Annotated in this window: 26 protein-coding genes; 10 read left to right on the forward strand and 16 right to left on the reverse strand. The window is 72.3% G+C overall.

What is annotated here, in order from left to right; translation table 11 throughout:
* Nucleotides 1-142: 142 nt before the first annotated feature.
* The 3 genes from AB0878_RS03315 to AB0878_RS03325 form a co-directional block, all read right to left on the reverse strand.
* Nucleotides 143-985 (reverse strand): TIGR03621 family F420-dependent LLM class oxidoreductase, encoded by an 843-nt coding sequence (locus AB0878_RS03315; protein ID WP_366576047.1) that lies wholly within the window; start codon nucleotides 983-985, stop codon nucleotides 143-145.
* Nucleotides 986-1083: 98 nt separating this feature from the next.
* Nucleotides 1084-1581: a MarR family winged helix-turn-helix transcriptional regulator gene (locus AB0878_RS03320; RefSeq protein WP_366576049.1), complete on the reverse strand. Its 498-nt coding sequence runs from the start codon at nucleotides 1579-1581 to the stop codon at nucleotides 1084-1086.
* Nucleotides 1582-1594: 13 nt separating this feature from the next.
* A complete protein-coding gene (locus AB0878_RS03325) occupies nucleotides 1595-2851 on the reverse strand; it encodes an MFS transporter (protein WP_366576051.1) in 1257 nt (418 codons plus the stop codon).
* A 99-nt stretch (nucleotides 2852-2950) separates the two neighbouring features.
* Here AB0878_RS03325 and AB0878_RS03330 point away from each other — a divergent pair, with 99 nt between their 5' ends.
* The 3 genes from AB0878_RS03330 (at nucleotide 2951) to AB0878_RS03340 (ending at nucleotide 5938) form a co-directional block, all read left to right on the forward strand.
* Nucleotides 2951-4036 (forward strand): helix-turn-helix domain-containing protein, encoded by a 1086-nt coding sequence (locus tag AB0878_RS03330; RefSeq protein ID WP_366576053.1) that lies wholly within the window; start codon nucleotides 2951-2953, stop codon nucleotides 4034-4036.
* A gap of 128 nt (nucleotides 4037-4164) precedes the next feature.
* Nucleotides 4165-4761 carry an ATP-dependent Clp protease proteolytic subunit gene (locus AB0878_RS03335; protein WP_366576054.1) on the forward strand — a complete coding sequence of 199 codons (597 nt, stop codon included), beginning with the start codon at nucleotides 4165-4167 and terminating at the stop codon, nucleotides 4759-4761.
* Nucleotides 4762-5059: 298 nt separating this feature from the next.
* The gene (locus tag AB0878_RS03340) at nucleotides 5060-5938 is read left to right on the forward strand and encodes a M20/M25/M40 family metallo-hydrolase (protein WP_366576056.1); all 879 of its coding nucleotides are present in this window, start codon (nucleotides 5060-5062) and stop codon (nucleotides 5936-5938) included.
* Nucleotides 5939-5956: 18 nt separating this feature from the next.
* Here the strand turns inward: AB0878_RS03340 and AB0878_RS03345 are convergent, their stop codons facing one another.
* Nucleotides 5957-6898 carry an AraC family transcriptional regulator gene (locus AB0878_RS03345; RefSeq protein WP_366576057.1) on the reverse strand — a complete coding sequence of 314 codons (942 nt, stop codon included), beginning with the start codon at nucleotides 6896-6898 and terminating at the stop codon, nucleotides 5957-5959.
* Between the two features lie 81 nt (nucleotides 6899-6979).
* Here AB0878_RS03345 and AB0878_RS03350 point away from each other — a divergent pair, with 81 nt between their 5' ends.
* Complete coding sequence (locus tag AB0878_RS03350; RefSeq protein ID WP_366576059.1) at nucleotides 6980-7801, forward strand: NmrA family transcriptional regulator; 822 nt, start codon at nucleotides 6980-6982, stop codon at nucleotides 7799-7801.
* A 29-nt stretch (nucleotides 7802-7830) separates the two neighbouring features.
* On the forward strand, nucleotides 7831-8310 hold the full coding sequence (locus AB0878_RS03355) for an anthrone oxygenase family protein (RefSeq protein ID WP_366576061.1): 480 nt from the start codon (nucleotides 7831-7833) through the stop codon (nucleotides 8308-8310).
* A 33-nt stretch (nucleotides 8311-8343) separates the two neighbouring features.
* Here AB0878_RS03355 and AB0878_RS03360 read toward each other — a convergent pair whose 3' ends face one another.
* From AB0878_RS03360 to AB0878_RS03380, 5 genes are all read right to left on the reverse strand, one after another.
* Nucleotides 8344-8832: a GyrI-like domain-containing protein gene (locus AB0878_RS03360; protein WP_366576063.1), complete on the reverse strand. Its 489-nt coding sequence runs from the start codon at nucleotides 8830-8832 to the stop codon at nucleotides 8344-8346.
* Between the two features lie 22 nt (nucleotides 8833-8854).
* Nucleotides 8855-9175, reverse strand: a complete 321-nt coding sequence (locus AB0878_RS03365) for a YciI family protein (protein ID WP_366576065.1) — start codon at nucleotides 9173-9175, stop codon at nucleotides 8855-8857.
* A 10-nt stretch (nucleotides 9176-9185) separates the two neighbouring features.
* Nucleotides 9186-9992, reverse strand: coding sequence for an alpha/beta hydrolase (locus AB0878_RS03370; protein ID WP_366576067.1), 807 nt, complete (start codon nucleotides 9990-9992; stop codon nucleotides 9186-9188).
* A complete protein-coding gene (locus AB0878_RS03375; protein ID WP_366576069.1) occupies nucleotides 9989-11323 on the reverse strand; it encodes an RNA polymerase sigma factor in 1335 nt (444 codons plus the stop codon). The genes AB0878_RS03370 and AB0878_RS03375 overlap by 4 nt, the downstream gene beginning before the upstream one ends.
* A gap of 108 nt (nucleotides 11324-11431) precedes the next feature.
* Complete coding sequence (locus tag AB0878_RS03380; RefSeq protein WP_366576071.1) at nucleotides 11432-12202, reverse strand: TetR/AcrR family transcriptional regulator; 771 nt, start codon at nucleotides 12200-12202, stop codon at nucleotides 11432-11434.
* A gap of 82 nt (nucleotides 12203-12284) precedes the next feature.
* Here AB0878_RS03380 and AB0878_RS03385 point away from each other — a divergent pair, with 82 nt between their 5' ends.
* Nucleotides 12285-14807 carry a DEAD/DEAH box helicase gene (locus tag AB0878_RS03385; protein WP_366576073.1) on the forward strand — a complete coding sequence of 841 codons (2523 nt, stop codon included), beginning with the start codon at nucleotides 12285-12287 and terminating at the stop codon, nucleotides 14805-14807.
* Nucleotides 14804-15448 (forward strand): SWIM zinc finger family protein, encoded by a 645-nt coding sequence (locus AB0878_RS03390; protein WP_366576075.1) that lies wholly within the window; start codon nucleotides 14804-14806, stop codon nucleotides 15446-15448. Before AB0878_RS03385 ends, AB0878_RS03390 begins: the two co-directional genes overlap by 4 nt.
* On the opposite strand, the gene AB0878_RS03395 is transcribed toward AB0878_RS03390, so the two are convergent.
* On the reverse strand, nucleotides 15445-16227 hold the full coding sequence (locus tag AB0878_RS03395; protein WP_366576077.1) for an SDR family oxidoreductase: 783 nt from the start codon (nucleotides 16225-16227) through the stop codon (nucleotides 15445-15447). The two genes, AB0878_RS03390 and AB0878_RS03395, sit on opposite strands and share 4 nt — an antisense overlap.
* Nucleotides 16228-16267: 40 nt before the next feature.
* Nucleotides 16268-16897: a DUF4865 family protein gene (locus AB0878_RS03400; protein WP_366576079.1), complete on the reverse strand. Its 630-nt coding sequence runs from the start codon at nucleotides 16895-16897 to the stop codon at nucleotides 16268-16270.
* Here AB0878_RS03400 and AB0878_RS03405 point away from each other — a divergent pair.
* Nucleotides 16896-17648: an NAD(P)-binding domain-containing protein gene (locus AB0878_RS03405; protein ID WP_366576081.1), complete on the forward strand. Its 753-nt coding sequence runs from the start codon at nucleotides 16896-16898 to the stop codon at nucleotides 17646-17648. The genes AB0878_RS03400 and AB0878_RS03405 overlap by 2 nt on opposite strands.
* 1 nt (nucleotide 17649) lies before the next feature.
* Here the strand turns inward: AB0878_RS03405 and AB0878_RS03410 are convergent, their stop codons facing one another.
* From AB0878_RS03410 to AB0878_RS03425, 4 genes are read right to left on the reverse strand one after another with little or no spacing between them, the layout of a single operon-like run.
* Entirely contained in the window at nucleotides 17650-18297 is a 648-nt protein-coding gene (locus AB0878_RS03410) for a class I SAM-dependent methyltransferase (RefSeq protein ID WP_366576083.1), read from the reverse strand.
* A gap of 51 nt (nucleotides 18298-18348) precedes the next feature.
* Nucleotides 18349-19965, reverse strand: coding sequence for an acyl-CoA dehydrogenase family protein (locus tag AB0878_RS03415; protein WP_366576085.1), 1617 nt, complete (start codon nucleotides 19963-19965; stop codon nucleotides 18349-18351).
* The gene (locus tag AB0878_RS03420; protein ID WP_366576087.1) at nucleotides 19949-20554 is read right to left on the reverse strand and encodes a TetR/AcrR family transcriptional regulator; all 606 of its coding nucleotides are present in this window, start codon (nucleotides 20552-20554) and stop codon (nucleotides 19949-19951) included. The genes AB0878_RS03415 and AB0878_RS03420 overlap by 17 nt, the downstream gene beginning before the upstream one ends.
* 33 nt (nucleotides 20555-20587) lie before the next feature.
* The gene (locus AB0878_RS03425) at nucleotides 20588-21520 is read right to left on the reverse strand and encodes a YafY family protein (RefSeq protein WP_366576089.1); all 933 of its coding nucleotides are present in this window, start codon (nucleotides 21518-21520) and stop codon (nucleotides 20588-20590) included.
* A 98-nt stretch (nucleotides 21521-21618) separates the two neighbouring features.
* Here AB0878_RS03425 and AB0878_RS03430 point away from each other — a divergent pair, with 98 nt between their 5' ends.
* Nucleotides 21619-22008, forward strand: a complete 390-nt coding sequence (locus tag AB0878_RS03430; RefSeq protein WP_366576091.1) for a VOC family protein — start codon at nucleotides 21619-21621, stop codon at nucleotides 22006-22008.
* A gap of 48 nt (nucleotides 22009-22056) precedes the next feature.
* Here AB0878_RS03430 and AB0878_RS03435 read toward each other — a convergent pair whose 3' ends face one another.
* A complete protein-coding gene (locus AB0878_RS03435) occupies nucleotides 22057-23433 on the reverse strand; it encodes an aldehyde dehydrogenase family protein (protein WP_366576092.1) in 1377 nt (458 codons plus the stop codon).
* Between the two features lie 730 nt (nucleotides 23434-24163).
* On the opposite strand from AB0878_RS03435, the gene AB0878_RS03440 reads away from it, so the two are divergent.
* Entirely contained in the window at nucleotides 24164-25159 is a 996-nt protein-coding gene (locus AB0878_RS03440; RefSeq protein ID WP_366576093.1) for a tyrosine-type recombinase/integrase, read from the forward strand.
* The last annotated feature ends 1 nt before the right edge of the window (nucleotide 25160 follow it).

The following is a 25160-nucleotide window of genomic DNA, read 5'->3' on the forward strand; positions in this document are numbered from 1 at the left end:
CCGCTCGAACAGGTCATAAAATGCCGATTCGCACAACGGGATACCCGGCCCGATTTCTCGTGCTCTCGGGTCACAGAAAATTCGCCGCGCGGTGCCCAGGGGTGCTGGACCGGATGCGGACCCTGGGCGCCCGCGACGTCGGTCAGCTGAGGTGCTTGATGACCTCGGCGAACGCGGCGAGGTGCGGTTCGAGCACGCTGATGTAGGTGGTGCCGAAGGTTTCGCGGTAGCGCTCCAGCCGCTCGGCGATCTCGCGCGGCGAGCCGACGAGCACGCCGGGCAGCTGGGTGAGCTGTTCGTCGGGCAGGCCGCTGGCCTGGCGGATGATGCCGAGGTCGAGCTCCTCGACGCTGTCTCCGACGGCCGCGACGAACAGGTTCAGCTCGATGTCGCCGAAGCGGTCGCCCGCGGCGTCGCGCAGCACCTGCACGCGGTGGGCGAAGGCGTCTTCCGGGGCGGTGCCCGGAGTGACGCCGGCCATGATCGAGAAGCTGAAGATGTCGGCTTCACGGCCACCGAGCGCCACCATGCGGTCGCCCGAGCCGGACAGCATGATCGGCGGCACGGGCGCACCCGTTTCGGCGGCGAGCAGTTCGCGCGTGGCCTTGAGCGTGGACTCCAGCTTGCGGATGCGCTCGCCGCCGGAGCCCATCGGCACGCCGGCGGCCTCGAACTCGTTGGGCATGTAGCCGGTGCCGAGGCCGAGCTCCAGCCGGCCGTCGGTGAGGCGCTGCACGTCGGCGACGTCGCGGGCGAGGTAGGCGGGGCTGAGGACGCCGGCGTTGAGCACGTAGGTGCCCAGCCGGATGCTCGTGACGTCGGCTGCCGCGACCAGCGCGGGGAACGGCGAGGCCATGCCGAGGTGGTCGGGGACCTGGAGCACGTCGTAGCCGCGGTCCTGCACTTCGCGGGCGCGGGCGCGCCAGTCCGTGCGGGAACCGACGTTGAGCAGGGAGACCCCGAAGCGGAAGGGGTGGTTCGTCATAGGGGCGGATCCTTCGCATGCGAACGGACGGAGAGAGCCGGTACGGCCTGCGGCTCACACGTACGCCACGCTAGCCCCGTTCACCGCCATGATCGAGATCACGGGATTTCGGAACCCTTACCGGTGACGCGGGGCTCGCGCAGGTGGTCGAGGACCCGCCCGAGCTGGTCGACGAACTGCACGCGCTCGGCCGCGAGCAGGGGTGCGGTGAGCTCGGCCTGCACGTCGTCGAGGGTCCGGGTCATCGCGGCGAGGTGGGTGCGGCCCGCGCCGGTGAGGGTGACGACGTTGCGGCGCCGGTCGGCCGGGTCGGGGGCGCGCAGCACGAGGCCGCCGGCCTCCAGCTCGCTGACGGCCTCGCTGACGGCCTCGACGACGTAGCTGCGGTCGATGCGGCAGCGCCGTCCGAGCGCGGCCTGGCTCGCGGGGCCGAACTCGTCGAGCGCGGCGAGCAGTGCGTAGTGGTAGCGACGGAACCCGGCGGCGTCGAACGCCTCGCCCACCAGCCGCGTGACCTGCGTGGCGAGCTGGGCGACGAGCCAGCTGGGCCGGCTGCGCAACAAGATGGGGACGCGGTCGTCCGCCGGAGTGTCCATGGTGGAAGCGTAATCAGCGGCCCGCACCGGCACCGCCGCTCGGCCCTGACCCGTGCCGGCGAGCAGAGCGCCTCGCTGGTGTTTGGTCCTTCTCGATGGCGGCGGCGGAGACGAGCGTCGCCGCGGTGAGGCTGCCCCAGAGGGCGGCCGGGCCGTGGGCGGCGAGCGCGGTGATGACCGCCGGGGAGACGGCGAGGCCGAAGCCCGTGGACAGCTGGAAGCGGGCGAGGGCGCGGCCCAGGACCGGTACCGGGGCCAGGGTGGTGACGAGCGCGGTCGCGCTGCCGGCGTAGATGATCTCGCCGAGGGTGCAGACCACGGACACCGCCGCGACGGCCGGGGCTCCCCAGCCAACGCCCAGCGACGTGGCCGCCAGAAAGCCGAGGTAGGACCCGGTGATCACCACACCGGCGAGAGCCAGCACGGTGCGCCGGGAGAAGCGGGACAGCAGGACGGTGACGGGAACCTGCAGGGTGACCACCAGCACCGTGTTGGCGACGAAGATGGCTGCCGGCCACACCGGGGACGCGTGCAGCTGTGTCACCAGGACCAGGGGAAGCGCGACTTCGGGGACGTTGAGGCAGAAGACGTAGACCACGTTGGCGGCCAGCACCGTGCGCATCCGAGGTGCGGGCCGATCGGCCCCGTCGTCGGCCGGAGCAGCGGCGGGATGTGCGCGGATGTGCACCGACCACGCCAAGGCCGCCGCGGCGAGGTAGGCGAGTCCGGTGACGGCTGCCAGCGCCTGAAGTGCGGTGGTGCCGCCGGTCAGGCATGCGGTGGCGAGGAGGGCGCCCGCGCCGAGGCCGGCATTGCGCAGTGCGCGGCCTCCCGCGAGTGCCGCGTCCCGTTCCCGGCCGTGGGAGACCGTGGCCACGAGGGCGGCGTGGGCGGCCGGCCAGGCCTGGTTGCCGATGCCGAGGAACAGCGCCGCCGTCGCGAACAGCCAGACGTGCCCCGCGGGGACGGCGAGCAGCAGCGCCACGCCCAGCACCCGCACCAGCATCGACGCCGCCACGGCCGTGCTGCGCGCGCCCCGGTCCAGCCACCGGCCGACGGCGGGCATGCACACCAAGCCCGCGACGGCGCCGACGGTCATGGCGATGCCGGTGACCGGCGGGGAGAGCCTGAGCACCGTCACCCCGTAGAGCAACAGGAAGGGCCGCAGCAGGCCGGTGCCGAGCGCGTCCACGGCCAGGGCGACGGCGTAGCGGGGGCCGCCGGAGGCACGGACGAGGGCGCCCGGCCGGATCTTGGTGGTGGTTGCCATGGCGTCCACGGTGCGGCCGGCCGCCGGGATCACCGCGTCGGTTGACGGACCCCGTCAATCGACGCGGTCTCCAGCCGTCGGACCGGCGAAGATGAGGGGATGACGTTGAGGATCGACATCGGCGGCCTGCCGTCCGGGGGTCTCCGGTTCGCGGCGTCGCCGCTGGCCGAGCTGACCGCGATGCTGCACGTGCTGGCCGAGCCCGGGCATCACCCGCAGCTCGCCGGCTGGGCGGGCGAGGTGTGGGCGGGGCTGCGGCCGGAGCTGGCCGAGCGGCTCAGGGAGGCGGAGTTCCTCTGGCGTTCCTCACGAGCCGACTTCCTGGTCCCCGCGCGGCCCCGGCCGACCCTCGCCGAGGAGCTGGACGACGTGGACCGGATCGACGACGAAACCTACGTGACGGCCGCGCTCATCACCACGTGCGGCAGCAACCGGGTCCACTTCTCCGGGCCGTCACCGCTCGCCGACGCGACGGCGCGCGAGCGGGCCCTGGACCTCGCTCAGGCCCGTGGCGCGCTCCAAGAGGCTTTCGCGGAACGGCTGCTCGCGGACCCCGCAGCCGTGCGGGCCCGGGTGCGCCACACCCTCGAACAGTGCGCCGAAGCGTTCTTCGGCGCCGCCTGGCGGGGCGTCGCCGCGCAGCTCGCCGCCGATCTGCGGCTGAAGAACGATCTGCTGAAGCGCCAGGGTACCGGGGCGGCGCTCGCGTCGGTCTCCGGCGCCGTCACCCTGGCTCCGGACGGCAGCTGCATCATCGTGGACAAGCTGCAGGACAACGCGACCGCCGCCCGCGACACCGGGGTCACGTTCCTGCCCAGTGTCTTCGGCCGCCCGCACCTGGTGGCGATCCACGCGCCCGGGTGGCGGCCGGTGGTGCAGTACCCCGTCGCCGCGGCGAGCCCGTCGGCGCCGGTCTCGCTGGAAACGGTCACGCTCCGGCTGGAAGCACTCGCGCATCCGGTGCGGCTGCGGCTGCTGCGCACCCTGGCCCGCGGCCCGCACACGACCGGCGAACTCGCCCACGCCTGGGAGCTCTCGCCCCCGGAGGTCTCCCGCCACCTCGCCGTCCTGCGCCGTGCGGGCCTGCTCACGACCCGCCGGCACGGCCGGTACGTCCGCTACACCCTCAACCTGCCCGATCTGACGGCGCTGGGGACCGATCTGCTGGCGGCCGTCCTGCGCTGAGCGGCTTCGGCCCGGGTGATCGCCGGGAGCGAACCGGCCACGCCGTGAGCGAACGGCGCCCCCACGGCCGCGCCCGCGCTCCTACGTTCGGGGCGGACAGGGATCTCGCACCGAGTGAGGAGAAGACGATGACGCTGACGGTGGTTCCCGAAATGCACGCGGCGGGGCAGCAGCCGAACGAGTCGGTGTACGAGCAGTTGCTGCGCGACCGGATCGTGTTCCTGGGCACGGAGGTGACCGACGAGGTGGCGAACCGGATCACGGCGCAGCTGTTGCTGCTGGCCGCGGATGACTCGGAGAAGGACATCACCTTCTACCTGAACTCGCCCGGGGGTTCGGTCACGGCGGGGATGGCGATCTACGACACGATGCAGCTGGTGAAGCCGGACGTGGCGACCTGGGGGCTGGGGTTCGTGGCGTCGATGGGGCAGTTCCTGCTCTCGTCGGGCACGCCGGGCAAGCGGCACCTGCTGCCGAACACGCGGATCGTGATGCACCAGCCGTCGGCGGGGATCTCGGGGGCGGCGACGGACATCGCGATCCAGGCCGAGGTGTTCGGGAAGATGAAGCGGCGGATCGCGGAGCTGACGGCGGCCCAGACGGGGCAGTCGGTGGAGCGGATCACCGCCGACGCCGACCGTGACCGGTGGTTCGACGCGCAGGAGGCGCTGGCCTACGGGTTCGTGGACCACATCGTGGGTGCGGCGCGGGTCGCCACGGCCTGAGATCGTCCGGGGTGGACCGGAGCCGGTTTCACCTTTGCCGTGCGGTGCCGCGGCCCGGGCGAGCGGCGACGATGGTGGCCGGTGCGGGCGCGGGCCCGTCCGGTCATCTCGTGGCACGGGCTCGGGCTCGGGGAGGAGCACCCTGGTGATGCGGTCGTCGAAACGGGTCCCGTCTCGCAGAAGACTCCTGCTCGCGCTGATCGCGGGCGTGGTTGTGGCGGGTTGTTCGGCTCCGGCGGAGGAGCCCGTCAGCGTTCCGGCCACCGACGGTCCGGTGGCCCAGCAGTTGAAGAGTGCGGTGAGTGACGCCGGCGCGGTCGTCCACCTGCAGGCGTTGCAGCGGATCGCCGACGAGAACGGCGGCAATCGGGCGTCCCCGGGCCCGGGATACGACGCGAGCGTCGACTACGTGGCCGGTGTCCTGCGGGCTGCCGGTTACCAGGTGGACACACCCACTTACGAGGGGTCGCGACAGCGGGGCACGATGCGCAACGTCGTCGCCCAGACTCGCACCGGCAGCCCCGACCACGTGGTGGTGGTCGGGGCTCATCTGGATTCGGTGAAGGAGGGGCCGGGCATCGTCGACAACGGTTCGGGTGTGGCGGCGCTGCTGGAGATCGCGAAGCGGCTCGGTCCTTCGGCGGCGTTGCGCAACGCGGTGCGGTTCGCGTTCTTCGGGTCCGAAGAGGACGGTTCCCAGGGCTCGAAGGCTTACGTGCGCGGGCTTTCCACCGAGGAGCTCGGCAAGATCCTGCTCTACCTCAACGTGGACATGATCGCTTCGCCGAACGGCGGGTACTTCGCGCAGGGCGGGGTGGGTGACGACCGGTCCGCGTCGGGTCCGCCCGGTTCGGCCACCGTCGCCGGCGTGCTCGCCGGCCAGCTGAAGCAAACCGGGGTGGAGCCGCAGATCATCGAGTTCGTCGGCGACGATGAATCGGCGTTCGTCGAGGCCGGGATCCCGTCGGGTGGCGCGGAAAACGGTGACCGCAAGCGGAAGTCGGAGCCGCAGGCCCAGGCGTGGGGCGGGTTGGCCGACGAGCGGTACGACCCGTGTTATCACCGAAGCTGTGATCGCCTCGACAACGTCAACCAGGTGGTGCTGAGCCACTACCTGGACGCGATTGCCGGGACGGTCGCCCACTTCGCGACGTCGGCGACCTCGAACCTCCGGTGACGGGCTCCGGCGGCGCGGTCAGGCCGGCACGCGGGTGCGGTACTGCTGGGGGCTGCGGCCGTATTCGCGTTTGAACGCGGCGCTCAGCGCGAACGCGCTGCCGTAGCCGACTTGGCGGGCGATGGCGCCGATCTTGGTGTCGGGTTGCTGGCGCAGCAGGTCGGCGGCGAGGGCGAGGCGCCACGCGGCCAGGTAGGCCATCGGGGGTTCACCGACGGTCGCGGTGAAGCGACGGGCCAGGGCGGCGCGGGAGACACCGGTGCCGGCGGCGAGCTCGGCGACGGTCCAGGGGTGTGCGGGCCGGTCCTGCAGCAGCCGCAGCGCACGACCGGCGACCGGGTCGTCGTGGGCGCGGTACCAGGCCGGCGCGGGCGAGCCGGGGCGGGCGAACCAGGTGCGCAGGGCGGCGATGAGCAGCAGGTCCAGGAGCCGGTCGAGCACGGCTTCCTGGCCGGGCACGTCTCTGCCGATCTCGGTCGCGAGCAGCGGCACGAGCGCGTTGTCCCAGTCGGCCGCGCGCACGAGCAGGGTCTGCGGCAGGGCGGCGAGCAGCCGTCGCGACGCTTCGCCGACGCGGGGGTAGGTGCCGGTGAGCAGCACTGTGGTGCCGCCGCCCGGTGTGCCCCAGGTGCGGACGCCGACGTCGACGAGGTCGACGAGGTGCTCGCCGTCGGGGGCGCGGCATTCCTGGCCGGGCAGGATCACCGCCTGCGGTGGGGTGGCCGGGTCGTCGGCGAACAGGTACGGCTCGGGGCCGAGGACGACCGCGATGTCCCCGGCGCCGAGGTGTGTGGCGTCGTCGTGGTCGGGCACGAGCCAGGCCTCGCCGGTCACCACGGCCACGACCGTCAGCGGGGCCTCGTCCTCGATGCGCAGTGACCACGGTGGCGTCAGGACCGAGCGGAGCAGGAAGGCCCCGTGCGCGCGGGGCCCGTCGAGGAGCGCGGCGAGCGGATCCATGCGAGCAGTGTAGACGCTGGAACATGGGATCGAGCCGATGAACCATGGAGAGTCTCATTCATCGGCGCTTCACTGGCTCTCATGACGAAAACAACTCTGGTTCTGGGTGGTACGGGCAAGACGGGGCGCCGGGTGTCGCAGCGGCTGGCTGCGCGCGGTGCCGAGGTGCGGGTGGTCTCGCGGGGCAGCGAGCCGCGGTTCGACTGGGCGGACGACATGACGTGGGCGCCGGTGCTCGACGGCGTCGGCTCGGTGTACCTGACGTTCTATCCCGACCTCGTGGTGCCGTGGGCGGCGCCGGTGATCCGGGCGTTCTGCGCGGAGGCGGTGGCGGCCGGGGTGGAGCGGATCGTGCTGCTGTCCGGGCGGGGCGAGGAGGACGCGGCGGTCAGCGAGCAGGTGGTGCGCGAGTCGGGCGCGGCGTGGACGGTGCTGCGGGCGAGCTGGTTCTTCCAGAACTTCAGCGAGCACTTCTTCCTCGAGCCGGTGCTGGCGGGCGAGATCGCGTTGCCGGCCGGGCAGACCACGGAGCCGTTCGTGGACGCCGACGACGTCGCCGACATCGCGGCCGAGGCGCTGACCACGGGTGCGCTCGACGGCCGCACGCTGGAGCTGACCAGCCCGCGGCTGCTGACCTTCGGCGACGTGGCCGGGGAAATCTCCGCCGCGATCGGGCGGGATGTCCGCTATCGTCCGGTTTCGGCGGACGAGTTCGTGCGGCTCGCGACCGACGGCGGGGTGCCCGAGGACGAGGCGCGGGTGCTGGTCGAGCTGTTCGCGCGGGTGCTGGACGGGCGCAACTCGCACGTGACCGGCGACGTGGAGCTGGTGCTGGGGCGCCCGGCGCGCGATTTCGGCGATTACGCGCGCTCGACGGCGGCGACGGGCGTCTGGACGCGGTGAGCCGCGCCGGCTGGGGAAGGGAGCACGGCATGTCCACGGTGTCCGGGGTGGTGCTGGTGGTCGCGATCGTCGCGGCGGGGTTGATCGCGGGGTTGTTCTACTCGTACGCGGTGTCGGTGATGCCGGGACTGGCACGCGCGGACGACCACACGTTCGTCACGGCGATGCGCGAGATCAACATCGCGATCGTCAACGGCTGGTTCCTGCTCACGTTCCTCGGCGCGCCCCTGCTGGCGGCGGCCGCGGCGGTGCTGGATCTGGCATCCGGCGGGCGCGGGGCGCTGCCGTGGCTGATCGCCGGGTTCGCGCTGCTGCTGGCGATGATCGTGATCACGGCGGTGAAGAACATCCCGATGAACAACGCGCTGGACCGCGGCACGGCGCCGCTGGCCGAACTGCGGGCGCGGTTCGAGACGAGCTGGGTGCGGTGGAACCTGCTGCGCGCGTTCGCTTCGACGGCCGGATTCGCGTGCTTGCTCGGCGGGTGGCTGGCGCGCGGGACCGGCTGACGCGATGCTCAAGCCGGTCCCGCGGCGCGCTCGTCAGTCGGCGACGCGGAAGTACAGGTCGGTCTCCCACTTCGTGGCGTCGGGTTCCACTCGCGGGTCGGTGCGGTAGACCTCGAGGCGCCCGGTCCAGTGCTCGCCGTCGGCGGCCTGGGTGCGGTCCCAGCGCACGCCTTCGGCCGCGCCCCACTCGAGCAGTTCGGCGGTGGCGGCGACGAGTCCGTCGGGTGCGCCGTAGTGGGTGGCCAGCACGTACTTCCCGCCGGGCACGACGTCGTTGCGGTACTCCTCGCCCAGCTCGACCGGCGCGGTGACGGGCACACCGGCTTCCACCGTCAGGCTCGCCATGTCCGAGCCGATCACGAGGTAGCGGAAGAACGGCGCGCCCGCCGGCGCGACCTCGCGTTCGGCGAGGGCGCCGACGATCGTGGCGATGCGGTGCGCGACCTCGCGCAGCCCGTCGAGGCCGACGGTCGCGCGGTAGCCGACGTAGGGCTGGTCTTCGCGCTCCACCAGGGACGGCATGGGGTTCTCCTCTGGGTTCGGGTCAGCCCAGCATGGGGCGGACTTCGATGGTGCCGTACGCGGCGGCGGGGTGGCGGGAGGCGATTTCGACGGCCTCGTCGAGGTCGGCGCAGTCGATCATGACGAAGCCGCCGATCTGTTCCTTGCTCTCGGCGAACGGGCCGTCGGTCAGCAGGACGTCTCCATCGCGCACGCGGACGGAGGTGGCGGTGGCCGGCGGGTGCAGGCCGCCACCGCCGACGAAGATGCCGCGGGCGAGCAGGTCGTCGGACCAGCCTCCGCACCCGGCGATCTTCTGTTCTTCCGTGGGCTCTTCGCCGGCGATCATGAGCAGGTAACGCATGAGCGGTCTCCTAGGCGTGGGTGAGGACTTCGGTCAGCCGGGTGGCGAAGGGGCCGGGCTCGCCGGCGAACCCGCCGTGGTCGCCGGGGAACTCCACGGCTTCCTGCCCGAGCGCGCGGGCGAGTTCGAGCCCGGCGGTGTGGGCGGGGGTGCCGGCCGCGGCCTTGCCGACGGCGACGACGAGGCGGGTGTCGGTGGCGCGCAGGGCGTCGAGGTCGGGTTCCCAGGCTCCGATGGCGGCCATGAGGTGGCCGAAGAAGAAGGCGAAGTTGCCCTGCATCCGTTTGCCCTGCTCGATTTGCTCGGCCGAGGGGTGAGCCGGTGGCGGCGGCACGTCGAAGCCGGAGGCGGCCATGAACGCGCCGAGCGCGGCTTCGATGCCCTGCTCGCGGTAGATCGCCGGGATGTCGGGGAACTCGGCGAGCATTTCGCCGAGGTAGCGGCTGATCGGCGGTTCGTGGGCGACCAGGGTCGCCACCTCGCCCGGGTGGCGCCGGGCGTGCTCCAGCATCGTGATCGCGCCGCCGCTGTTGGCGAACACGTGCGCGGGCCCGCCGCCGATTTCGGTGAGCAGGCGGTGCACGTCGTCGGCGTGCTCGCCGACGAGGTCGCGGCCGGGTTCGCCGGCGATCGGGCTGCGGGAGATGCCGCGCGGGTCGAAGGTGACCACGGTGTAGTGGCCGGTCAGGTGCGGGCGCAGGCCGGTGAACGCCGTGGCGTCGGCGGGTCCGCCGGGCACGAGCAGCAGCACGGGGCCGTCGCCGTCGACGTCGTAGGTCAGCTCGGCGCCGGGCACGCGCAGGGTCTTGGTGATCATCGCGGTCCTTCCGGTTCACGGGTCGGTTCGTCCAGCCGACGAACGGGCGGCGCCGGGACCGACACTCCGGCGCGGGATTTTTCGGGCGATGTTTCGGCGAGCCTGCGCCGCAGGTAGCTGCGCTCGGCGTCGGTGCGGGTGAGGTCGAACGCGTCGGTGTATGCGGCGTGGGCTTCGGCGGTGCGGCCGAGGCGGCGCAGGAAGTCGGCGCGGGTGGCGGGCAGCAGGTGGTAGCCGGCGAGCGTGCCGCGGGCGGTGAGCTCGTCGGCGAGCGCGAGGCCGGTCGCGGGCCCGAAGGCCATCCCCGCGGCGACCGCGTGGTTGAGCTCCACGACGGGGGTGGGCAGGTGCCGGCGCAGCTCGCGGTAGAGGCCGGCGATCTGGGCCCAGTCGGTGTCGGCGGCGCGGGCGGCGGTGGCGTGGCACGCGGCGATCGCGGCCTGCACCTGGTACGGCCCGGGGCTGCGGCGGCGCAACGCGGCTTCCAGCAGGGTCGTGCCCTCGATGATCGCGGCGGCGTCCCAGCGGCCGCGGTCCTGTTCCTCCAGCGGCACCAGCTCCCCGTTGCCGGCGACGCGGGTCGCGCGGCGGGCGTGCTGCAACAGCAGGAGCGCGAGCAGACCGGTCGCCTCGGGTTCGTCGGGCATCAGGTGCACGAGCACGCGGGCCAGGCGGATCGCTTCGGCGGCGAGGTCCGGTCGTTGCAGGTCGGGTCCGGCGCTGGCGGTGTAGCCCTCGTTGAACAGCAGGTACAGCACGCCGAGCACGGCCGCGGTGCGTTCGGGCAGCAGGTGCGCGGGCGGCACGCGGTAGGGGATGCCGGCGCTGCGGATCTTGCGTTTCACACGCACGAGCCGCTGCGACATCGTGGCCTCCGGCACGAGGAACGCGCGGGCGATCTCGGCGGTGCTGAGCCCGGCCAGGGTGCGCAACGCGAGCGCGACCTGGGCTTCGACGGCGAGCGCCGGGTGGCAGCAGGTGAAGATGAGGCGGAGGCGGTCGTCGGGCACGGTGGTGTCGTCGGTGGGTGGTTCGTCGGGGACGATCATGCGCGCGGCCTCCCGGAGCTTGCCCGCTCCGACGGCGTCGCGGCGGATCCGGTCGACGGCTCGGTTGCGGGCGGCGGTGGTGAGCCAGGCCCCGGGTCGGGTCGGGATGCCGTCGCGCGGCCAGGTGCGCACGGCGAGGGTGAAGGCGTCCTGGGCGCACTCCTCGGCGAGGTCCCAGTCGCCGGTGATCCGGATGAGGGTGGCCACGACCAGCGACCACTCTTCCCGGAACGCCCGCGCGACGGCGGCCTCCACCGCGGCGTCCCGCCCGTGCTCCTCCACCCGTGCTCCCTCCGGTACCGGCTCGCTCGTACCCGCTCGACGATCGGGCATGCGCGAAACCGACACCTGGTGCGAACCTAAACCGGGGGACCGACAGTCTCCAGGCCTTCAGCGGCGCTCGACGAGCAGCGTCACCCCGTCGAGGATGCGGGCGAGGCCGAAGCGGAAGTGGTGCTCGGGGTTGGACGCGGCGTTGTGGGCCTGGCCGGCGGCGGTGCCGACGCGGCTCGCGCGCGGGAAGTTCGCGGCGTCGGCGGCGGGGATTTCGGTGAGGACGGGCGCGCTGCGTTCCCACCACTCGGCGTCGGTCAGGCCGGTGCGGCGCGCGAGCCGGACGGCGTCGATGGAGCCGCGCGCGGTGCCCTGCACGAGCCCGATGACGAGACTGACGACGGCGTCGAGCTCCAGCTCGTCGAGGTCGAGGCCGTCGAGTGCGCTGAGCTCGCGTTCGTACTTGGCGAAGGTGTTGGGTCCGAGCGGCGGGCGGCCGGTGGTGATCTGCAGGAGCCAGGGGTGGCGGTGGTAGAGGCGCCACAGGTCCTCGGCCACGGCGGTGAGGGCGTCGCGCCAGCCGGTCGAGGGCAGTTCGGCGGTGAGCTCGCCGTGGGCGTCGTCGAGCATCAGGTCGATCAGCTCGGCGTGGCCGGGCACGTAGGTGTAGAGCGACATCGGGGCGACGCCGAGCTCGTCGGCGACGCGGCGCATGGTCACGGCCTCCAGCCCGTCGGCGTCGGCCAGCCGGGTCGCGGTCGCGACGACGTCGGCGACGGTGAGCTTGGGTTTCGGCCCGCGCCGCGGCGGCCCGGGGACGCCCCAGAGCAGCTCGATCGTGCGCCGCGGGTCGCCGCCGCCGGTGTACTCCGTGCTCATCCGCGTCATTCTGCCCTGTATTTCCTCGTACGTCGTACAGAGTTCTGGTAACGTCGGCGGACGGCGTCCGAGACCGACGGGAAGGGGAGTCGTGGGGAGCGCATCGCCGGGGGAGGCCGTCGTCGTCGAGCCGGGTTTCGTCGTGTTCTGGCACCCGGACGGCACGACAGCGGTGGGACCGGGCGAGCGGGGACCACTCGACGTGGTGCTGCGAGACGGTCCGCGCACGGTTCCGGCGCGGCGGGTCCCGGTCGCCGACGCCGTCGAACTGCTGGGCCGAGCCCGCGGCGACGCGTCGGCCGAGTTCTGGTCGATCGCCGCGCAGGCGGGGACGCGCCTGGCCGAGGCCGGATGGACGGGACCGCTGGCACCGGAGGAAGAGCAGTGGCTGCGCCGGCTCGCGGACGCGATGCCGCCGCACGCCCACGCCACCCCGTTGCCCGGTGACCCGGCCCGGCTGCCCGAGCCGTTCCAGCTGCTGCTGCGGTTCCTGCGTGACGTCGCCGGCCTCGCCGCCACCACGCGGGTGTCGCTGCGGCTCGAATCGGACGACCTGGACGACGGTCGGTTCCGCGCGGTGGTGCAGGTGCACGGCGACACGCTCGTGGATGCGGCGGAACTGTGGCGAACCGGTGCCGAGGCGGTCCGCCACGAGGTGCTGCTCCTGCTGCGGCGCTGCGCCGAGGTGTGGCTGGCGCTCGCGCCGCTGCTGGCCGCGCCCGTGCCCGCGGAGGTGGCGCTGCGCGACGACGGCATCCGCGAGCTGCTCGGTGACGCCGCCGGCCGGCTGGCCGAGCTCGGCGTCGCCGTCCACTGGCCCGCCGAGCTGGCCGGGCTCACGGCCCGCGCCGTCGTGCGCCCCGGTGCCGCGCCGGACGACGTGCCGGCGTTCTTCGGGGGCGGCCGCGCGCTGGAGCTCGACTGGCAGCTCACCCTCGGTGGCACGCAGTTGTCGGCGGCCGAGCTGGACGTGCTCGCCGAGGCCCGCCGGCCTGTCGTGCGGCTGCGGGATCGGTGGGTGCTGCTCGACCCGGCGTCGGCGAGCCGCGCCCGGGAGCGGGCGCTGAAACCCCTCGCGCCCGTCGACGCGCTGGCTGCTGTCCTGGCCGGCACGACCGAAGTGGACGGTGCCGAGGTCGAGCTCGTCACCGACGGCTGGCTCGCCACCCTGCGCTCGCGGCTCGCCGAGCTGCCCGGACCGGCGCCGCAGCCCCCGGGTCTGACCGCGACCCTGCGTGACTACCAGCTGCGCGGCCTGCACTGGCTCGACACCGTCACCTCCCTGGGCCTGGGCGGCTGCCTCGCCGACGACATGGGCCTGGGCAAGACGCTCACCCTCATCGCCCTGCACCTGCACCGCGCCACCGGCCCGACACTGGTGGTGTGCCCGGCATCGCTGCTGGGCACGTGGGAAGCCGAGATCCACCGCTTCGCCCCGGGTGTGGCCGTGCGGCGGTTCCACGGCGGCGCGCGCTCGCTCGACGACCTCGACGGGTTCGTCCTCACCACCTACGGCACGCTGCGCGCGGACCCGGCGCCGCTGGCCGCCGTGGCGTGGGACCTGCTGGTGGCCGACGAGGCCCAGCACGTGAAGAACCACCGCTCCGGCACGGCGAAAGCGCTGCGCACGCTGCGTTCGACGGCTCGGGTGGCGCTGACGGGCACGCCGGTGGAGAACACGCTGTCGGAGCTGTGGGCGATCCTGGACTGGACCACACCGGGCCTGCTCGGCACGCTGACGGAATTCCGCGCCCGGTGGGCGAAACCCGTCGAGTCCGGCGCCGATCCCGCCGCGGCGGAACGGCTTTCCCGGCTGCTGCGGCCGTTCCTGCTGCGGCGGCGCAAATCCGACCCGGGGATCGCGCCCGAGCTGCCCGCGAAGACCGAGACCGACCGGCCCGTGGCGCTGACGGCCGAGCAGGCCGCGCTGTACGAGGCGGCCGTGCGGGAGTTGCTGGCCGAAGTCGGGGCGAGCGACGGGATGGCGCGCCGCGGCCGGATCGTCAAGCTGCTCACCGCGCTCAAGCAGATCTGCAACCACCCGGCGCACTACCTGGCCGAAGGCGAGGACGCGCCGCTGTCCGGCCGGTCCGGCAAGCTGGAGCTGCTGGACGAGCTGCTCGACACGATCCTCGCCGAAGACGGCGCGGTGCTCGTGTTCACCCAGTACGTGGTGATGGCGCGGCTGCTGCAACGCCACCTCGAGGACCGCGGGATCCCCAGCCAGCTCCTGCACGGCGGTACTCCCGTCGCCCGGCGCGAGGAGCTGGTCCGCCGGTTCCAGGACGGCGCCGTGCCGGTCTTCCTGCTGTCGCTGAAGGCGGCCGGGACGGGCCTCACGCTCACCCGCGCCGACCACGTCGTGCACTACGACCGCTGGTGGAACCCGGCCGTCGAGGACCAGGCGACCGACCGCGCGTACCGGATCGGGCAGACGCGCCCGGTCCAGGTGCACCGGCTCGTCGCCGAGGGCACCGTGGAGGACCGGATCGCCGCACTGCTGCGGGAGAAACGAGCGCTCGCCGACGCCGTGCTCGCCGGTGGGGAAGCGGCGTTCACCGAGCTGACCGACGCCGAGCTCGCCCAGCTCGTGCAGCTGAGGAGGCCGGCATGACCGACCGCGTCCGAGGGTTCCCCGCGTTCCCCGCGCGCGAAGGCCGGGGGCCGTTCGCGCGCACGTGGTGGGGCCGCGCGTGGCTGCGGGCGATGGAGGACACAGCCCTGGATCTGCGGCAGCTGCGGCGCGGCCGCCGGTACGCCGTCGCGGGCCTGGTCGGGCCGATCACCGTGAGCCCCGGCCGGATCGCCGCGACGGTGGACGACACCGACGGCGGCCCGTTCCGCACGAGCGTGCACCTGGCGGAACTGTCCACAGCGGACTGGGACGTGCTGCTGGGGCGCGCCGCCGACCGGGCCGGGAACCTCGCCGCGCTGCTCGACCGGCACCTGCCGACCGAACTGGCCGACGACGTGCCGCTGCTGCCCGGCATCGGCGACCTGGACCCGGAGTGCGACTGCCCTGGCTTCGAGCTGCCGTGCCGGCACGCGGCCGCGCTGTCGTTCCAGGTGTCGTGGCTGCTCGACGCCGACCCGTTCCTGCTGCTGCTCGCCCGTGGCCGCACCGAACGCGAGGTCCTCGACGAGCTCGGGCAGCGCACCACCCGCCCCGCCGACGGCATCCTGGCCGCCGACGCGTATGCGCGGGTGGTGCCGCCGTTGCCGGACCTGGCCGAGTTCAGGCCGATGCCGCGTTAGGCGTGGGTGCCGCCGTCGATGCGGATCTCGGTGCCGGTGATGAACTCGCCGTCGTCCGACGCCAGCATCGCCACGACGCCGGCGACGGACTCCGGGCGCCCGACCGGATTGCCGACGGGCGTCGCGAGGTCCGTCGGCAGGATCGGCAGGAGCTTGCCGAACAGCGCCCAGTCCACGTCCTGCGGCATCCAGGTGCCCGCGTTGTCGGTGATACCGCTCTTCACGCTGCCCGGCGCGACGCTGACCGCGCGCACGCCCTGCTTGCTGTACTCCAGCGCCAGCGAGTGCGTGAATGCCTGGATCCCGCCCTTGCTCGCCGCGTACGCCGCCATGTACGGGTGGGCGAACGCCGCGGAGGTGGAACTGAAGTTGATCACCACGCTCTTCCCCGTGGCGATCAGCGCGGGCAGCGCCTCGCGCGTGACCAGGAACGTGCCCGTGAGGTTCACCGCGACGATCCGGTTCCAGAACTCCAGCGACGTCTCGTGCGTGTGGGAGGCCTGCAGGATGCCGGCGGCGTTGACGAGCACGTCGAGCCCGCCGAGGTGCTCGATCGCGGCCGCGGTGCCCTTCACCACCGACTGCTCGTCGGCGACGTCCATCACGAAGGTTTCGAGCCGTGGGTCGCCCGCCAGCTCGGCCGTGCCGGCGATGGTCTCCGCGGACACGTCGGTGGCCACCACCCGCGCCCCCTCTTCCAGCAGACGCAGCGTGGTGGCGCGGCCGATGCCGGAACCGGCACCCGTCACGAGGATCCGGCGATCGTGCAAGCGAGTCATGCTGCTCCCTCAGGTTGCTCCGACGATCACCGTACCGAGTTCACCACTGCCTGCCACGGCGCAATTTCGCCAGGCCCGGCATCGACACGTGCCCGATCCGGTACCGCACGGGGTCTTCGTCCGGTGCGTCCCCGGCCCACAGCGTGTAGCGCACCAGTTCCCAGCCGCGCGGGTCGATCACGAGCGCAGCCGAGTGGGCGCCGGCGCGCCGCGCGTGCTCGGTCAGGCCTGCGACCGCCGACGTGATCACCTCACCCGGCAGCACCTCGCGGGGCAGGATTTCCGTGCGTTTGCCGGCCGCCCGCGGTGTGGTCCCGAACGCGGGCCCCTCCTCGAACGCGAGCACGGTCCAGTGCTGCACGGGCGGGCGGCCGAAGTCGTCGACGATCCCGCGGAACCCGCCGTCCCACAGGAACGAATGCATGCCCGCCGGGTCGTGCCAGAGGTAGAAGGGGGAGTACTGGTTGAGCGCCGAGCCGTCGACGCCGCGCTCCCGCACCCCGTACGCCTTGAGTCCCAGCCCGGGGAACTCGTCCAGCAACGGTCCCCGCTCGCGCACCCTGCGGTGGATGATCTGCATGTCGTAGTCGGCGGGCAGGGTGATCTCGTAGTGCATGGCGTGCACGGGTGACCTCCGATCGTCGAGGTCCACACTAGGAGGGCGGGGCATGCGGGCGTACGGGTTCGTGGGAGCCGGGGAGATCACGGCGGCGATCGTCGAAGGGCTCGGCGCCGACGGACCTGCGGTGTTCCTGTCTCCGCGCGGCCGGCAGGCCGGGCAGGAGCTGGCGGCGCGGTTTCCGAACGTGCGCGTTTGCGAGACCAACCAGGACGTACTCGACGCGGCTTCGGTGATCGTGCTCGCCGTCCGGCCCGCCGTGGCCCGGGAAGTGGTGGCAGAGCTGGAGTTCCGGCCGGATCACGTGGTGCTCAGCGCCGTGGCCGGGGTGCCGCTGGCGACGCTGCGGGAGTGGACCGCGCCGGCCGCGCACGTCGTGCGGACCATTCCGCTGCCGCAGGCCGCCCGCCGGCAGAGCCGCACCGCGCTGTTCCCCGACCACCCCGTCGCCCGCGAACTGTTCGAGCCGCTCGGCGGGGTGGTCGTCCCACCGGACGAGCCGACGCTGGACGCCTTCAGCGCCGCCACGGCCACCTTCGCCGCGCACCTGGACTACCTCGCGACCATCGCCTGCTGGCTCGCCGCCCACGGTGTCGAACCGGGCGCTGCCGACGCCTACGTGACGCATCTGTTCGCGCAGCTGGGCCAGTCGCTGGGCACCGCGTCGCTCACCGAGCTGACCGCGAAACACACCACGCCGGGCGGGATCAACGAGCAGCTGATGACCGCGTTGCGCCACGACGACGTGCCCGGCTCGGTGCGCCACGCCCTCGACGCGGTCCTGGCCCGGCTGCGCGAATGACTCAGCTTTCCTTGCGCGCCAACAGATAAGCCTGCGGCGTCTTCTCACGCGGCCCCCTCGCGCGGACGAGCCGGGCCTCCATCGTGAAGCCGGCGTCGGTGAGCAGCCCGGTGATGAAGTCCGGGTCGAGCCGGTAGGCGTAGAGGGAGATGTCGTGGCCGTAGCTGTGGGTCAGGTGCCGGCGCTCGGTGCCGACCTGGAACGCGGTCAGCAGCCGTCCGCCCGGCTCGACCACGCGAGCGAGCTCGGCGACCAGGACCGGCAGCTTCTCCGGCGGCGTGTGGATCAGCGAGTACCACGCGAGCGCGCCCGCCAGCGACGCGTCGGGCAGCGGCAACGCGGCCAGCGACCCGACCTCGAACTCCAGACCCGGATGCGCCGCGCGCGCGACCTCGACCATGCCGGGGGACAGGTCGATCCCGAACGCGGCCAGCCCCCGTCCCGCCAGATACCCCGTGACCCGGCCCGGACCGCACCCGAGATCCCCGACGCGCGCACCGGCGCCCACCAGCTCGGCGAAGGTGTCCAGCATCGCGCGGTCCCACGGGCTCGCGGCGAGATCGTCCTTCAACAGTTCGGCGTAGGACACCGCGACGGTGTCGTAGGCGGTGCGGGTGGCGGACACGAAGTCGGTTTCGGAGGCGGTCATGACCGAGGACGCTAGCGCGCCGGCCGGCGCCGCGTCCGCCGAACGCGCCGCCTACACCCGGGCGCGATCGATGATGGCCGAGGTGTCCGTGCCCGCCGGCAACGTGCCGAACGCGATGCCCCAGTCACCGGCGAACCGCGACGCGCAGAACGCGTCCGCCACCGCCTGGTCACCGTGGCGCACCAGCAGAGAACCCTGCAGCACCAACGCCATCGACTCCACCACGCGCCGCGCGCGGAACTCCACGTCGTCCAGATCGGACAGGTCCTTCTTCAGCCGGTCCACGGCGTCGTCCAGCCGCGCGTCGGCACCCGCGGCCAGCTCGACCTCGGTGAAGAACGCCGCCACCGACTCCGGCTGACGGCCCATCGCGCGCAACGCGTCGAGCGCCGCCACGTTGCCCGAACCCTCCCAGATGGACATCAGCGGGGCCTCGCGGTAGAGCCGCGGCATCCCGGACTCCTCGACGTACCCGTTGCCACCGAAGCACTCCAGCGCCTCGGCCGCGTGCGCCGGCGCCCGCTTGCACACCCAGTACTTCGTGACCGCCAGCCCGAGACGCCGGAACGCCTGCTCCTGCGCGTCGTCCGGCCTATCGCCCGCCGCCGCGAGCCGCATCGCCACCGTCGCGGCCGCGTCGGACTCCACCACGAGGTCGGCCAGCACGTTCGCCATCAACGGCTGATCCACCAGCGCCTTGCCGAACGCGTGCCGGTGCGTCGCGTGGTGCACCGCCCGCACCGCACCCAGCCGCATCCCCGACGCACTGCCGAGCGCGCAGTCGAGCCGCGTGTTGTTCACCATCTCGATGATCGTGCGGACGCCGCGGCCCTCCTCGCCCACGAGCCAGCCCACGGCGTCCTCGTACTCGATCTCCGACGACGCGTTCGACCGGTTGCCCAGCTTGTCCTTCAGCCGCTGCAGCCGGATCGGGTTGCGGCTGCCGTCGGGCAGCACCCGGGGGAGCAGGAAACACGACAGACCACCGGGCGCCTGCGCCAGCGTGAGGAACAGGTCCGACATCGGCGCGGAGGTGAACCACTTGTGACCCACCAACCGGTACGAACCATCGGCGACCGGACGCGCGGTCGTGGTGTTGGCCCGCACGTCGGAGCCGCCCTGCTTCTCCGTCATCGACATGCCCGCGATCAGCCCGCGCTTGGTGCTCGGCTCCCGCAGCCCGAAGTCGTACTCCGTCGCCGCCAGCAACGGCTCGTACAGCGCCGCCAGCTCCGGGTTGGCGCGCAGCGCCGGAACCGCCGCGTAGGTCATCGAAATCGGGCACGTGTGCCCGGCCTCCACCTGACCCCACACGTACAGCTTCGCCGCCCGCGCCGCGTGTGCCCCGGCCCGCTCGTCACGCCACGGCGCGGCCTGCACCCCGTGCGACACGGCGACGCTCATCAGCTCGTGCCAGTACGGGTGGTACTCGACCTCGTCGATCCGGTTCCCGTACCGGTCGTGCGTGTGCAGCACCGGCTCGTTCTCGTTGACGATCCGGCCCCACTCCTGCGCCTGCTCACTCCCGGCGAGCCGGCCCAGCTCGTGGACCTCCTCGGCCGCCCAGCCCGCGTCCGCGCGGTCCAGCGCCTCGAGCAGCGCCGGATCCTGCGCGACGTCGTAGACCAACGGCGGCACCTGGTTGGTGACCTCATGCGTGGCGGACATCGGAACCTCCCAAAGACCGGACGACGAACGTCCGCAACTCGACGACATCACTCACCGCACCGCCCCGCAGCGGCCCGATCAACACCTCCGCCGCGGCGCCCACCAGCGCCGCCGCGGTCAGCACGGAATCCTGCGCGGGCAACGCACCCGACCGCACCCCGGCGGCCACGTGCTCGGCCACCACATCCCGAAACGCGCGCCGGAACTCCAGCCGTTCCGCGTCGATGAGCGCGTCCACCGGCTCGGCCAGCAGCGCGTACGCCAGCCGCGGCGCCTTCAACGCGCGCGCCGCGAACGTCTCGAACACCGCGGCCACCCGCTCCGCCGGCTCACCCGGGCCGGCCGACGCCTCGCGCACCGCCTCGACCTCCCGCGTCACGACCTGGCGGAACACCCGCACGACCAGCTCGGCCTTGGTGGGGAAGTGGCGGTACACCGTGCCGACGGCCACCCCGGCCCGCTCCGCCACCGCAGCGACGGAACAGCCCGCGTAGCCGTGCTCGGCCAGCTGCTCGACCGCCGCGGCGACGATCGAGTCGCGCAGCGCATCGAGCCGCTCCTGCACCTTCCGAGTCCTGCGGTAGGGCACGTCAAGAAGTGAACCACCGATTCATTACTTCAGTCAACCGTACCGTTCGCCCAGCTCACGCCCCAGCCGCGCCAGGCCGGCCCGCACCTCGGGCGGCTCCAGCACCTCGGCCCGGGCACCCCAGCCCGCCACCTGCCGGGCGAGCAGCTCGGCCGTCGGCGCCGCCAGCTCCACCCGCACCCGGTCGCCCTCCTCACCCAGGACCCGGCACTGGCGGCCGAACTGCCGGCGAACCCAGGGGAGGAGCGACCGCTCGACGAGCACCGACGCCGTCGTCCCGCCCCGCCGGGTTTCCACCTCGGCGACCACCTGCGCCCACTCCCGGCCGAGGTCTTCCGGCTGCTCGGCGGGCTCGTCGGTCACGGTCACCGCCGAGATCCGGTCCACCCGGAACGTCCGCCGACCCCGCTCGGTCCCCGCGACGAGGTACCAGACACCGTCCTTGTCCACGAGCCCCCACGGATCCACCAGCCGTTCTGCCGGCTCGCCACCCCAGGTGGTGTACTCCAGCCCGACCCTGCGCCTGCCCACCACGGCCTGCTGCAGCACCGCCACGAACCCCGGCTGCTCCCGCAGCTCACGACCCCACGCCGACGGATCCAGCACCACCGCGCCCGCCGCCGCCCGGGCATCGTCCCGGAACGTCTCCGGCAACGCCCGCACCAGCTTCCGCAACGCCGACCGGACGTCGGGGGACAGGCGCCCCGCCGGCCCCACCAGCACGAACAACGCCTGCGCCTCCGCCGCCGTCAACCCGCTCAGATCCGTGCGCGCCCCACCGACCAGCTGCCACCCGCCACCCCGCCCGGCCTGCGGATACACCGGCACCCCGGCCGCCGCCAGCGCCTCCAGATCCCGCCGCGCCGTCGCGACCGACACCTCCAGCTCCTCAGCCAGGCGCGCCGCCGTCACCCGGCCCCGCGCCTGCAACACCAGGAGAGCCGCCACCAGCCGATCCGCTCGCATGACCCGATCCTCGCAAAAAAAGTGCTCGGTGGATGAGCACTTAACCGTGCTTGGCTGAAGGCACGACAAACCGGACACCACCGCGAAAGGACCAGCTCATGCTGCGAGGAATGGCCACCCTGAACTTCTCCGCCGACGACCTGCGGGCCGCCCAGGCCTGGTACACCGACGTCCTCGGCATCGAGCCCTACTTCTCCCGCCCCGGCTACATCGAATACCGCCTCGGCGACCACGAAGCCGAGCTCGGCATCGTCGACCGCAAATACCTGCCCCCGGCCCCCGACGGCCCCGCCGGCGCCATCCTCTACTGGCACGTCGACGACCTGGCCGGCTCACTCGACCGCCTCCTGACCCTCGGCGCGAAGGAACACGACGGCATCCGCGAACGCGGCCACGGCTTCGTCACCGCGTCGGTCGTCGACCCGTTCGGCAACGTCCTCGGCATCATGTCCAACCCGCACTACCTCGAAATGCTCACTGCCGGCTGAGCCCTGTGCCCCGGACCGAGGACGCGGCCCGGGGCACAGGGGAGTGGCTCAAACAGGCTCGACCACCCGGATCAGCTTGCGGTTGAGGAACTCGCCGATACCCAGCTCCGACAGCTCCCGCCCGAACCCCGAGTTCTTCACCCCGCCGAACGGCATGCGCGGCGAATCGAAGAAACACGAGTTGATGTAGACCATGCCGGCCTCCAAGCGCGCGGCCACCTGCTTCGCGTGCTCGACGTCGGCGTCGAAGACGTAGCCGCCCAGCCCGTACTTCGTCGCATTCGCGAGCGCCAGCGCTTCCTCCTCGCTGTCCACCACGTAGAACGACAGCACCGGACCGAACGCCTCCTGCTGGTAGAGCGGATTCTCCGGCGCGATGTCCGTGACGATCGTCGGCTCGAGGAAGAACCCCGGCCGGTCCAGACGACGACCACCCACGACGATCCGCGCTCCCGCAGCCTCGGCGTCCGCGATCTGCGTGAGCAGCGTATCCAGCGCCCGCTCCATCGCCACCGGGCCCAGCTGCGTCGTCTCGTCCGTCGGATCACCCAACCTCAACGCCGCGAACCGCGCCGTCAGATCGGCCAGCAGCTGCTCGCCCCGCGCACGGCCGACCACGATCACCCGCTTGATGTTCACGCAGCCCTGCGCCGAGTTGAACGTCCGGCCCATCACGATCTGCTCCGCCGCGAATCCGAGATCCGCACCCGGCAGAACCAGGGCGGGATCGCTGCCACCCAGTTCCAGAACCACCTTCTTCAGGTTCCGCCCCGCACGAGAACCGACGGACGCACCCGCCCGCTCGCTGCCCGTCAAGGTCACCCCGCGCACCCGGAAATCCTCGATCAGCGCCGCGATCTGCTCGATGCTGCAGAACAGATTCGTGTACACGCCCTCCGGCGCGCCGGCTTCCTCGAACAGCCGCGCGAACGCGAGCGCGGACTGCGGAACGCTCTCCGCGTGCTTCAGCAGCACGACGTTCCCCGCCACCAGTTGAGCCGCGACGACCCGGGCCAGCTGGTAGTAGGGGAAGTTCCACGGCTCGATCGCCAGGATGACCCCGATCGGCTCGGCGACCACTGTCGCACCGGGCTCGTCGGGCAGTTCTTCGGCCGCCAGGAACCGTTCACCGTTCTGCGCGTAGTAATCCAGGATGTCGGCGACCAAATCGACTTCCAGGTAACCGAACCGGGTCACCTTGCCCATTTCCAGAGTCAGGTGGTCGACGTATTCGTCCCGCCTCTCGCGCAGGATCTGCGCGGCACGGGCGACGATCCGCGCGCGTTCGGCCGCGGGGCGGAATTTCCAGTCCTCGCGGTACCGCTTGTCCGCGGTTTCCAGTGCGGCGAAGACTTCTTCGTCCGACTGCAGCGGGAATTCCTTGACCAGTTCACCCGTGGCAGGGTTGACCGTAGCGAAGCTCATGACTGCTCCTTGTCCGGCAGTGTCAAATCCCGGACCCCAAGCCGGGTCATGGGGAATGGCGTGTCTTCGAGTATTGCGCCGGGCCGCGATTCGAGCCTGTCCCTGCCGGACGTAGGCACCTGAGGCGTGGGGAGCCGTGCCGATCCACCTTACTTGACATAATGTACATTATCGGCACTTGGCCGACCTGCGGAAGGAAGCCCGGAGAGGGGCTTCAGGAGGCTGATCCGAGCGGTATGGGCAGCAGTCGAGAGCACACCCCGGGAAGCCGTCAGGGTTGCGGATCCACTCAACCTGATCGCCTGCCGCAGGACGGCTCCTGAGCGAGCCTCCGGGAGGCCGTCCGGAGACCTCGGCGGAGATCCCCGAGTTCAGGCGTCAACACTGCCCGAAGCACCCATTCAATTCGTCACCGTGACGAATTGAACGCGACTGGCAGGACATCGAAAGCACGCAACCAACACGCGCTCTGGAGCGCTGACAGTCGATCAGCCCGCCGCGGGCCGCCCGAGGCGGTCCCGGCCGACCACTCGAACAGATGAACGATCCCTCGGCAACGCCGGACAACAGAGCTGTAGACGCACGAAACCGGCCAGGCGAGCCGAGGGCGCGAGACCGAGAGAACCGTTGTCCCCCAAGGGGATTCAGCCCTTCCGCAGCCACGTTTCATGCATAATCGCCATTATGCAGCATACCGGATGACCATCCGGACGTCGAAACTGTCGGTGCCGTGCTGTACAAGATCCACATGCTGGTTTCCGAGGCACAGCAAGCGTTCTTCGCGGCACGGCGGCCGCGCAAGGACTCGCCGCACACCACTGCCGCCTACCGTCGTGACCTGGCCGGGATCACCACTCTCCTGCTCCAGGAGCTCGGCCGTGCGCCCGAAGAGCTGGACGTCGGGCACCTGACGGCGCCGGCGCTGCGCACGGCGTTCGGCGCGTTCGCCGACGGGCACGCGAAGAGCTCGGTGCTGCGGGCCTGGTCGACCTGGAACCAGTTCCTCACCTTCTGCGTGTCCGACGGGCTGCTGGCGGGCAACCCGATGGGCGCGGTCGCCCGGCCCAAGACTCCCCCGCTGGTGCCGAAACCGTTGCGGGGTGAGGAAACTCCGGAGCGGTTGCTCGCCGCGGCGGCCGACGGTGCGCGGCGCGCGCGGGATCCGTGGCCGGAGCGCGATGTGCTGGTGCTGGCGCTCGGGCTGGTGGCGGGGTTGCGGGCGGCGGAGATGCGGGCGCTGACACCGCGTTCAGTGGTGGGCCGGGACGGTGAGCTGCGGTTGCACGTGTCGGGCAAGGGCAGCCGGGACCGGTCGATCCCGGTGCAGCCGGTGCTGGCGAAGCTGATCGAGGACTACGGGAAGTCGTGCCGGCGGCGGTTTCCGCAGCTGCGGTTCCCGGCGTCGGAGCCGTTGCTGCGCGACCGGGCGGGTGAGCCGATCGGTCGTGGGGCGCTGGAGTACCTGGTGAAGTCGTGTTACCGGTGGGCGGGGTTGCACGACCGAGTGCCGGCCGGGGCGAACCTGCACGCGTTGCGGCACACGTTCGCGACGCGGCTGGCGGAGGACGGGGCGACGGCGTCGGAGATCATGACGTTGCTGGGGCACGCGAGCCTGGCCACGAGCCAGAACTACATCGAGGCGACGGGGCGGGAGCAGCGGGCCGCGGCCGCGAGCAACCGGACGTACCGGGCGTTGGACGGGCTGGGCGCGGGTGAGGCGGGCTGAG

The organism is Amycolatopsis sp. NPDC047767, from assembly GCF_040704195.1.
GTDB lineage: Bacteria > Actinomycetota > Actinomycetes > Mycobacteriales > Pseudonocardiaceae > Amycolatopsis.

What these genes read in the sequence shown, in the direction of transcription:
- AB0878_RS03315 (WP_366576047.1), bottom strand. Translation starts at nt 985, where the DNA reads ATGACGAACCACCCCTTCCGCTTCGGGGTCTCCCTGCTCAACGTCGGT.
- AB0878_RS03320 (WP_366576049.1), bottom strand. Translation starts at nt 1,581, where the DNA reads ATGGACACTCCGGCGGACGACCGCGTCCCCATCTTGTTGCGCAGCCGG.
- AB0878_RS03325 (WP_366576051.1), bottom strand. Translation starts at nt 2,851, where the DNA reads ATGGCAACCACCACCAAGATCCGGCCGGGCGCCCTCGTCCGTGCCTCC.
- AB0878_RS03330 (WP_366576053.1), top strand. Translation starts at nt 2,951, where the DNA reads ATGACGTTGAGGATCGACATCGGCGGCCTGCCGTCCGGGGGTCTCCGG.
- AB0878_RS03335 (WP_366576054.1), top strand. Translation starts at nt 4,165, where the DNA reads ATGACGCTGACGGTGGTTCCCGAAATGCACGCGGCGGGGCAGCAGCCG.
- AB0878_RS03345 (WP_366576057.1), bottom strand. Translation starts at nt 6,898, where the DNA reads ATGGATCCGCTCGCCGCGCTCCTCGACGGGCCCCGCGCGCACGGGGCC.
- AB0878_RS03350 (WP_366576059.1), top strand. Translation starts at nt 6,980, where the DNA reads ATGACGAAAACAACTCTGGTTCTGGGTGGTACGGGCAAGACGGGGCGC.
- AB0878_RS03355 (WP_366576061.1), top strand. Translation starts at nt 7,831, where the DNA reads ATGTCCACGGTGTCCGGGGTGGTGCTGGTGGTCGCGATCGTCGCGGCG.
- AB0878_RS03360 (WP_366576063.1), bottom strand. Translation starts at nt 8,832, where the DNA reads ATGCCGTCCCTGGTGGAGCGCGAAGACCAGCCCTACGTCGGCTACCGC.
- AB0878_RS03365 (WP_366576065.1), bottom strand. Translation starts at nt 9,175, where the DNA reads ATGCGTTACCTGCTCATGATCGCCGGCGAAGAGCCCACGGAAGAACAG.
- AB0878_RS03370 (WP_366576067.1), bottom strand. Translation starts at nt 9,992, where the DNA reads ATGATCACCAAGACCCTGCGCGTGCCCGGCGCCGAGCTGACCTACGAC.
- AB0878_RS03380 (WP_366576071.1), bottom strand. Translation starts at nt 12,202, where the DNA reads ATGACGCGGATGAGCACGGAGTACACCGGCGGCGGCGACCCGCGGCGC.
- AB0878_RS03390 (WP_366576075.1), top strand. Translation starts at nt 14,804, where the DNA reads ATGACCGACCGCGTCCGAGGGTTCCCCGCGTTCCCCGCGCGCGAAGGC.
- AB0878_RS03395 (WP_366576077.1), bottom strand. Translation starts at nt 16,227, where the DNA reads ATGACTCGCTTGCACGATCGCCGGATCCTCGTGACGGGTGCCGGTTCC.
- AB0878_RS03405 (WP_366576081.1), top strand. Translation starts at nt 16,896, where the DNA reads ATGCGGGCGTACGGGTTCGTGGGAGCCGGGGAGATCACGGCGGCGATC.
- AB0878_RS03400 (WP_366576079.1), bottom strand. Translation starts at nt 16,897, where the DNA reads ATGCCCCGCCCTCCTAGTGTGGACCTCGACGATCGGAGGTCACCCGTG.
- AB0878_RS03410 (WP_366576083.1), bottom strand. Translation starts at nt 18,297, where the DNA reads ATGACCGCCTCCGAAACCGACTTCGTGTCCGCCACCCGCACCGCCTAC.
- AB0878_RS03415 (WP_366576085.1), bottom strand. Translation starts at nt 19,965, where the DNA reads ATGTCCGCCACGCATGAGGTCACCAACCAGGTGCCGCCGTTGGTCTAC.
- AB0878_RS03425 (WP_366576089.1), bottom strand. Translation starts at nt 21,520, where the DNA reads ATGCGAGCGGATCGGCTGGTGGCGGCTCTCCTGGTGTTGCAGGCGCGG.
- AB0878_RS03430 (WP_366576091.1), top strand. Translation starts at nt 21,619, where the DNA reads ATGCTGCGAGGAATGGCCACCCTGAACTTCTCCGCCGACGACCTGCGG.
- AB0878_RS03435 (WP_366576092.1), bottom strand. Translation starts at nt 23,433, where the DNA reads ATGAGCTTCGCTACGGTCAACCCTGCCACGGGTGAACTGGTCAAGGAA.